Genomic DNA, 5,151 nt, shown 5'->3' with positions numbered 1-5,151 from the left:
CACGCTGGACGTCAACCTGACCGCCGCCTTCCTGGGCGCCAAGCATCAGATCCCGGCCATGCTGGCGCGCGGCGGCGGTTCGCTGATCTTCACCTCGACCTTTGTCGGTCACGCCATCGGCATGCCGGGCATGGCGGCCTATGCGGCGGCCAAGGCGGGGCTGGTCGGCCTGTCGCGGGTCATCGCCGCCGAGTTCGGGGGGCAGGGCGTGCGCAGCAACTGCCTGCTGCCCGGCGGTACGGACACCGAGGCGGGGCGCGAGTTCGCCCACACGCCCGAGATCATCGCCTTCGTCGAGGGGATGCACGCCCTGAAGCGGATGTCGAGCCCGGATGAGATCGCCCGCGCCGCCCTGTTCCTGGCGTCGGACGCCTCCAGCTTCATGACCGGCACGGCCATGCTGGTCGACGGCGGGGTGTCGATCAGCAAGACCTGAAGGTCAGCCCCGTTCCTTGGTCTTGGTGAAGGCGATCTTGGGGAAGCGTTCGGAGACGTAGCCCGTCTCCCAGCTCGACTTGGCCAGGAAGACCGGGTTCTGGTCGATGTCGACGGCCATCTGGGGGCGGTATTTGCCGGCGAAGTCTTCCAGATCAGCCTTGTCTCCGGCGACCCAGCGGGCCTCGGCGTAGGGGCTGGGCTCGAAGACGACGTCGAGGTTGTATTCCTCGCCCAGGCGGTCGGCCATGACTTCGAATTGCAGCTGGCCCACGGCGCCGACGATGAAGTCGCTGCCCAGTTCGGGGCGGAACAACTGGGTCACGCCTTCCTCGGCCAGGCCTTCCAGCGCCTTCTTCAGGTGCTTGGCCTTCAGCGGATCCTTGACGCGGACGCGCTGCAGGATTTCCGGGGCGAAGTTGGGCAGGCCCGCAAAACGCACCAGGCCGCTTTCCGACAGGCTGTCGCCGACGCGCAGCACGCCATGGTTCGGAATGCCGATGACGTCGCCGGCGAAGGCGTCCTCGGCCAGTTCACGGTCCGAGGCGAAGAACATGATGGGGGCGTTCACCGACAACTGCTTGCCGGTGTTCTGCACCTTCAACTTCATGCCGCGCTTGAAGCTGCCCGAGGCCATGCGGAACATGGCGATCCGGTCGCGGTGGTTGGGGTCCATATTGGCCTGGACCTTGAACACGAAGCCGGTGACTTCATCCTTGCTCGGCTCGACCGCGATGTCCTCGGGCGCCGGGGCGTTGCGGGTCTCGGGCGGGGCTTCCTTGCGGGCCTTCATGGTCTTGGGCGGCGGGGCCCATTCGCCGATGGCCTTCAGCAGTTCCTCGATGCCGAAGTGGCGCAGGGCCGAGCCCCACAGCACGGGCGTCATATGGCCTTCCAGGAAGGCCTGACGGTCGAACGGCTTGTACCCGGCCTCGACCAGTTCCAGCGCATCGGCCATGTCGGCCTGCTCCGTGCCCTCGAAGAAGGACGCGGCGTCTTCCAAGGGCAGGGGGGCGGGGTGTTCGCCGTCATTGTCGGAGGTCTTGCGGGTATAGGGCTGGAACCGGCCCTGGCCGCCGACCTCGGCCAGGCCGCGCAGGCGGTTGCCGCTCTCGGCTGGCCACCAGATGGGCGAGGGGTCCAACTGCAGGCGGGATGCGATCTCGTCCAGCAGGGCCATCGGATCCTGGGCTTCGCGGTCCAGCTTGTTGATGAAGGTGATGATCGGGATGTCGCGCAGGCGGCAGACCTCGAACAGCTTCAGCGTCTGCGGCTCGATGCCCTTGGCGGCGTCCAGCACCATGATGGCGCAGTCAGCGGCGGTCAGGGTGCGATAGGTGTCTTCCGAAAAGTCTTCGTGCCCCGGCGTGTCCAGCAGGTTGAACATCTTGCCGTCGTGCTCGAACGTCATGACCGAGGCGGTGACCGAGATGCCCCGCTCTTTTTCGATCTTCATCCAGTCCGAGCGGGCGCGACGGTTTTCCCCGCGCGCCTTGACCGCACCGGCCGCGCGCACGGCGCCGCCCGCCAGCAGGATATGCTCGGTCAGGGTCGTCTTACCGGCGTCCGGGTGGGCGATGATGGCGAAGGTCCGACGACGGTCGGCCTCCTGGGCGAGGGTCAGTTTGGACATAGAGCTTCCTTTAGGACGCGCGACCTACCGCGCCGGGGCTCAATTGTCGACGTTCACGATGTCGTGAAAGACCCTTCGCATATGAAGGTTATTCAAGGCATGCTCGTTTCCGGGAGACGGCGGGCCATGAGTCCGTCGCACAAGGGAAGGGAAACGTCATGGCTCTGGTTCACCCAGGCAAGGTCGCGCCCGTACAGGGCGAGCGCAAGATTCACCCATTGGTCTGTTTTCTGGCGGGGTTCGCCCTGATCGTCCTGGCGGCGGTCGTGGTGCACACCCTGTTCGGGATTCTGCTCTAGGGCGCTTCTTCGCCTGCGTCTTCAGCCGCCGCGTTGTCGGCGTCTTCCTGCGGGGGTTCCTCGCCGCGCGCTCGGGCCAATAGAGAACGCACTGCGGCAGTGCTGCCGTGCGGGTGGTTGGCCAGGGGCTCCAGCAGGGCGATCGCCTCGGCGTTGCGGTCCTGGGACAGAAGGGCCTGGGCCAGGGCGAAGCGGGCTTCGCCCAACTGCGGCGCCAGGGCGAAGGCCTGCTCCAGAACGGCGACGTCGTTGTCGTTCGGATAGCCGGCGATGCTACGCCGGTTCCGCGCGGCCAGCATGAGGGTGATGTAGTTCAGGTCGTCCAGGCGGTGAGCCCGCGCCAGGAAGCCGCGCGCTTCGGCGGTCAGGCGATCGATCTCGGTCGGATCCTCGATCTCTTCGACGGCTTCCATCCGGGCGCGCGCCAGATATTGCAGGGCCTCCACATGGTCCGGTTGCAGCGCCAGCAGGCGCTGCAGGGGAACTTCGGCGGCGACCGCATCGCCGAAATGCAGCTCGGCGTGGCCCAGGGCCAGCAGGGCCAGGGGATCGTCGGGATGACGGGCGGCCATGCGGCGCACCTCGGCCGCGGTGGCGGCGCGCGCATCCTTGGGGACGCCGAGCTTGAGGCGCTGGTTCAGCAAAAGCAGGTCGCCGGCGGATTCCGGCAAGGTGGTGATCGTCATGGGCGCGGCCGGAATGGCCGCCGTCACGATCTGGAAGGACAGGTTGCCGGTCGCATAGCGCCGCAAGGTGTCGCGCAGCCGGATCGTGGTCAGGCCGGTGGCCCGCTCCATCGCCTCGACCGAGTCCACGCCCGCGCCGACGTCCGTTAGATAGGCGGACAGCATCTTCTGCCGTTCCGGGTCGCTCATGAACCAGTGGGTCAGCAGCCAGGCCAGCGGGTAGTAGGTTTCGTTGTTGGCGGCGCGTTGCTGGGGCCTGAGCGACAGCAAGTCCTTCATGTCCATCCACGGCGCGGACATCAGCCAAGAGGCGCGGTTTTCGTTGAAGCGGCCGACAGTGAAGCGATCAGCCTTGATCTCGACCGTGGCGTAGTATTCCGCGAACCCCTCCACGAACCAGCCGGGATAGGCGTAGGAGAAGTTGTGCATCATGAAGTGATGCGCATACTCGTGCTTGAGCGTGTCGACGTTTCGATCGCGGACGGCGACGCCGAAGATGTCTTCGTCGGTGGCGCTGTAGAAGCCGGCCAGGGTGCTGCCTGCGCCGGGGCGGATCTTGGCCAGTTCCGTAGAAGAGGCCACCAGATAGATGGGCAACTTGCGCAGGGTGGGGACATCGCCCGGCAGACCCATGCGGAACCGCAGCACGCGGTCATAGGATTCCAGATCCTGGACGAAGTTGCGCAACTGGCGCTCGCCCACGTCGCTATAGACGACGAAACGGTCGCTCTCGGCCTTGCGCCACTCGGCCTGGGCGGGCGTGGCTGTCGACAGGGCGCAGGCCGCGACCGACGCTGTGACGATCGACGTTACGTATTTGAGAAACATGCTAAGCCCCTGACAACTCAGCGGCGACGCTTAGCAAACACGGCTCGGCGACAGAAGGGGAGCCGTCGGTCCGCCGGGCTAGGCCGCCAGACGGCCCCAGACCGCCTTGTCCGCCGTGGCGGCGTTCAGCGCGCCGCGACGCGCGCGCTGTTGCAGGTGGCGCAGGACGATTTCCGGCAGGACGCAGAAGCGCGGCTCGACCAGTTCGGGCGCGCAACCGGCTTCGGGCGCGGCGAACAGGGCGGCGTTGACGCCCTGCGCCTTGTGCGCGATCAGCCAGGCCAGACGCCGCGCGCGGGCCGGGTCGGTGCGATGCAGCAGCGGGTCTTCGGCGAACAGCTCACAACCCATCTCCAGCACATAGTCGCAAGACAGGGTCTCGAACCGGCGCACGTCATGGCTCGGGGCCGGGCAGGCCTCGTCCAGATCGAAGACGACATCGTTCAAGAGAAACAGCATGGACCGTGTCCGCTCGCAGGACCGTTCTGGCCCCCATGCGACGGGTTGTAAGGCGCCTGCGCTTGCGTTCCGGTTCACGAACGCGGTGAACAGGCCGGTTACTATTTTGAGGGGCCCTAACGCGCTTTGCGCTGCTTGAGGGCTGTTTATAAAGAGGCCCTACCGACCTTCGGCCTGCTTGAGGGCCGATCACCCCTCTTCCGGTGTAGGAGGGTCAGGCTTGCGTCTTTTCCGTCAGGAAATGCCGCCCCTGGCGGTCCTCGATCTCGACGATCCAGAGGTCGGGGTCATAGCGGCGCTGGCGATCCAGATAGGCGTCCAGTTCGCTTTCGAACTCGCTAGCGACGGGCTGGATCCACAGGGGCTCGCCGTCCTGGCCGGTCGCCTCGGTCCACAGGCGGGCGGTGCGGGTGGCGGTGTCATAGGCCTTGACGATGACGGCCCCGGCGCGGGCGTCGCCCTTCTTCACCACCACGGCGTTGGCGCCCTCAAGCTCAGCGCGGCGGATCAGGGCGCCGACCCAGACGTCAGTGGAAAGAAGCAATTGGTTCACCCTGTTTGGACACGGACCCGGAACCGGCGGCGGCTAGGGTGGGGGCATGAAGATAGCGCCGTCGCCCCGCATAGTCAGCAGAACGCTGGCCGCGATCGTCGCCCTGGCCCTCGCGGCGGGGACGGCGACCGCTGCCGGCGACGTCTATTATGAGCGCGCCTTCGTGCGGGCGGCGCAGGACAAGTGCCGCCTGTTCGAGCCGCGTCTGACCCAGGCGCTTGAGGCGGCGACGCTTCAGGCGCGCGGGGCCGCCCTGCG

6 protein-coding genes and 1 pseudogene are annotated in these 5,151 nt (G+C 66.8%); 3 read left to right on the top strand and 4 right to left on the bottom strand.

Going from position 1 to position 5,151, the window contains the following annotated elements; translation table 11 throughout:
• Positions 1-436, top strand: a 436-nt coding sequence (locus RT567_RS13330) for an SDR family oxidoreductase (protein WP_313576785.1), incomplete at its 5' end; no start/stop codon positions are given.
• Between the two features lie 3 nt (positions 437-439).
• Here RT567_RS13330 and RT567_RS13325 read toward each other — a convergent pair.
• A complete protein-coding gene (locus tag RT567_RS13325) occupies positions 440-2,068 on the bottom strand; it encodes a peptide chain release factor 3 (RefSeq protein ID WP_313576784.1) in 1,629 nt (542 codons plus the stop codon).
• A gap of 158 nt (positions 2,069-2,226) precedes the next feature.
• Between RT567_RS13325 and RT567_RS13320 the strand changes: the two genes are divergently transcribed.
• Positions 2,227-2,367, top strand: a complete 141-nt coding sequence (locus RT567_RS13320) for a hypothetical protein (RefSeq protein WP_313576783.1) — start codon at positions 2,227-2,229, stop codon at positions 2,365-2,367.
• Here the strand turns inward: RT567_RS13320 and RT567_RS13315 are convergent.
• From RT567_RS13315 to RT567_RS13305, 3 genes are all read right to left on the bottom strand, one after another.
• Positions 2,364-3,881 carry a tetratricopeptide repeat protein gene (locus RT567_RS13315; RefSeq protein WP_313576782.1) on the bottom strand — a complete coding sequence of 506 codons (1,518 nt, stop codon included), beginning with the start codon at positions 3,879-3,881 and terminating at the stop codon, positions 2,364-2,366. The genes RT567_RS13320 and RT567_RS13315 overlap by 4 nt on opposite strands.
• Before the next feature lie 78 nt (positions 3,882-3,959).
• Entirely contained in the window at positions 3,960-4,340 is a 381-nt protein-coding gene (locus RT567_RS13310; RefSeq protein WP_313576781.1) for a hypothetical protein, read from the bottom strand.
• 214 nt (positions 4,341-4,554) lie between these two features.
• A complete protein-coding gene (locus RT567_RS13305) occupies positions 4,555-4,884 on the bottom strand; it encodes a DUF1491 family protein (protein WP_313576780.1) in 330 nt (109 codons plus the stop codon).
• A gap of 55 nt (positions 4,885-4,939) precedes the next feature.
• On the opposite strand from RT567_RS13305, the pseudogene RT567_RS13300 reads away from it, so the two are divergent.
• A pseudogene (locus tag RT567_RS13300) lies at positions 4,940-5,151 on the top strand (hypothetical protein); the annotation flags it as partial.

Origin of the sequence: Brevundimonas sp., from assembly GCF_032107865.1 — a bacterium.
Lineage (GTDB): Bacteria > Pseudomonadota > Alphaproteobacteria > Caulobacterales > Caulobacteraceae > Brevundimonas.
The sequence above is the reverse complement of the archived record's forward strand: the minus strand, read 5'-3'. Positions and strand labels throughout refer to the sequence as shown.